This is a genomic window from Moorena sp. SIO4G3 (assembly GCF_010692305.1).
Classification (GTDB): Bacteria; Cyanobacteriota; Cyanobacteriia; order Cyanobacteriales; family Coleofasciculaceae; genus Moorena; species Moorena producens_A.
The window spans coordinates 44737-47016 of sequence record NZ_JAAHIG010000037.1 but is presented as its reverse complement, the minus strand read 5'-3'; the positions used below and the strand labels follow the sequence as shown (position 1 = coordinate 47016).

Sequence of the window (2280 nt, the reverse complement as noted above, 5' to 3'; positions counted from 1 at the left end):
AACTCTGGGGTAGCAGCCATCCCACCTTCTACAGATTGAAGCTGCACCATTGGCTTCCTCATCAGTTCATCTTGCTGACCTTGAGCTTGAATTGAGTCTGGTTGAGTGGTGTGACTAGTAACTGGTGCGTTAATTTGTCTTACTACTTCCGATGCTACTCGGTCGGCTTCAAGCTCATACTTGTCCCCAGCTTCACCAATAGTCAGCTTCGCCTGCACCAAATTCCCCTTGGAGTAATTGCCCCTTAACTCATGGGAAAGTCCCCGAAACATTGGCATTGGCTGGATTGGTTGCCCACTAACAGGGGAAACACTACTCAACAGAGGATCTTGGGTTCGATGAACTTGTCCAGATTTGTATTGCTGGGATTTAATTAGATTACCTAGTGCTCGGTTGCCGATTATCCCTTGCAGTTCCTCGATTGGGTGGTATGTTGGCTTCCTACTTCCTGATACAAGAGACTGATCTCGAGCTTGTGTCTTTTTGGTTTGGCTTTGTCGTAGATTACCCATGAGCTTGACTAAATCTTAAATTTATTCTATTTCTATTTATTCATTTTTCGGAAATTTTCTGCTATTTGATGCCGAATTTCCATACTGTAGTTTCGAATCTGTTGTTGTCTATTCTTATCTCTTATTTGTTGCCCTCGCTGGACAATTCTTACTGTTACCTGAGGGTCTTGTAGCATAGCTATCCCCGTACCAAGGAACCTTACCTGGTTGAGAGTGGAATCTTTATAATCTGCTGCGCTTGGACCTGTGATCGAAGGATACCTATTCCACCTGTAATTATTCTTTTGACCTTGTAAACCGTAGCTTGCAGGATTAGCGTTTATATCCCGGAATTCTTTTGCAGTCATTTTCCTGGGTATTTGACTATATGGTGCTGCTGGATTCCCAGGCTGATCGTAGGTTTTGTTATTTACCCATTCGTTTGGAACTATAAATGGATGGGCACTACCTGTTTCCGTTTGTTCTGTTGGAGGAAATTTAATCCACTGTTCTGCCTGAACTCCTTGCTGTTGATTCAACTGTGCGCTTTGTTGCATATATTGAGCGTATACCTGGTCAGGAACGCTAAACTCTAATACTGCCCAATCCCGCTCACTTGCTTGATACTGAAGTGCAGAAATTAGTGCGGCATCAGGATCATTGACCCAGAAATAGATTCCTGTTCCGAACTCACCACTACCTGTCGGTTGTATGTTCTGCCGATTGTTATAGATTGCCTCAGCTTGTTGTAGTGATGTCCCTCTATGAAAAAGCTTCTGGCACTGAATAATTTCCTCGATCCCTTTTGAAGTATTTGAAATAAACCTTGCTGGATTCTTAAATTGATACTGTCGTGCCAAACTATTTTGCTGCATCACATGGGTTAACTCATGAGCAATTAACTCCTGCCCTCCTCGACTCCCAGGGTTATATTCCCCCTGCCGAAAGAAGATATCTTTACCTGTAGTAAAAGCACGAGCCTGAATAGATTGATTCAACTGGTCAGATTGGGCATCACTGTGAACCCTGACTCCACTAAAATCTGCCCCAAACGACTGCTCCATTGGTTTCCGGATACTTTCGGCGATGGGCATCCCCGACCCCTTTGCCTGTTGGATTGAGCTTTCTAACTCTGGGGTAGCAGCCATCCCACCTTCTACAGATTGAAGCTGCACCATTGGCTTCCTCATCAGTTCATCTTGCTGACCTTGAGCTTGAATTGAGTCTGGTTGAGTGGTGTGACTAGTAACTGGTGCGTTAATTTGTCTTACTACTTCCGATGCTACTCGGTCGGCTTCAAGCTCATACTTATCCCCAGCTTCACCAATAGTCAGCTTCGCCTGTACTGGATTGCCCTGCTGCCAATGGCCCATTAGCTCATGGGAAAGTCCCCTAAACATTGGCATTCGCTGGATTGACTGCCCACTAACAGGGGAGACAGTACTCAGCAGAGGATCTTGGGTTCGATGAACTTCTCCAGATTTGTATTGCTGGGATTTAATTAGATTACCCAGTGCTCGGTTGCCGATTATCCCTTGCAGTTCCTCGATTGGGTGGTATGTTGGCTTCCTACTTCCCGATACTATTGACTGATCTTGAGCTTGTGTCTGTCTGGTTTGGCTTTGTCGTAGATTACCCATGAGCTTGACTAAATCTTTAACAGTCACATCATCATGATATAGCCGAATGGCACTGATGGGGTTCATCTCAAGACCGCGCTACATCCGTACCAACGTGGCATAGTACCCATTCGGTAGGGTAGGGTGGGCAAATAATGATAGTTTGGCAA

At 45.0% G+C, this 2280-nt stretch carries 1 protein-coding gene and 1 pseudogene; both read right to left on the bottom strand.

Annotated features, from left to right (window positions below; genetic code table 11):
• Nucleotides 1-512, bottom strand: a pseudogene (locus tag F6J99_RS09795) (DUF4157 domain-containing protein); the annotation flags it as partial.
• Nucleotides 513-544: 32 nt separating this feature from the next.
• Nucleotides 545-2197, bottom strand: a complete 1653-nt coding sequence (locus F6J99_RS09790; protein WP_293112762.1) for a DUF4157 domain-containing protein — start codon at nt 2195-2197, stop codon at nt 545-547.
• Nucleotides 2198-2280 lie beyond the last annotated feature (83 nt).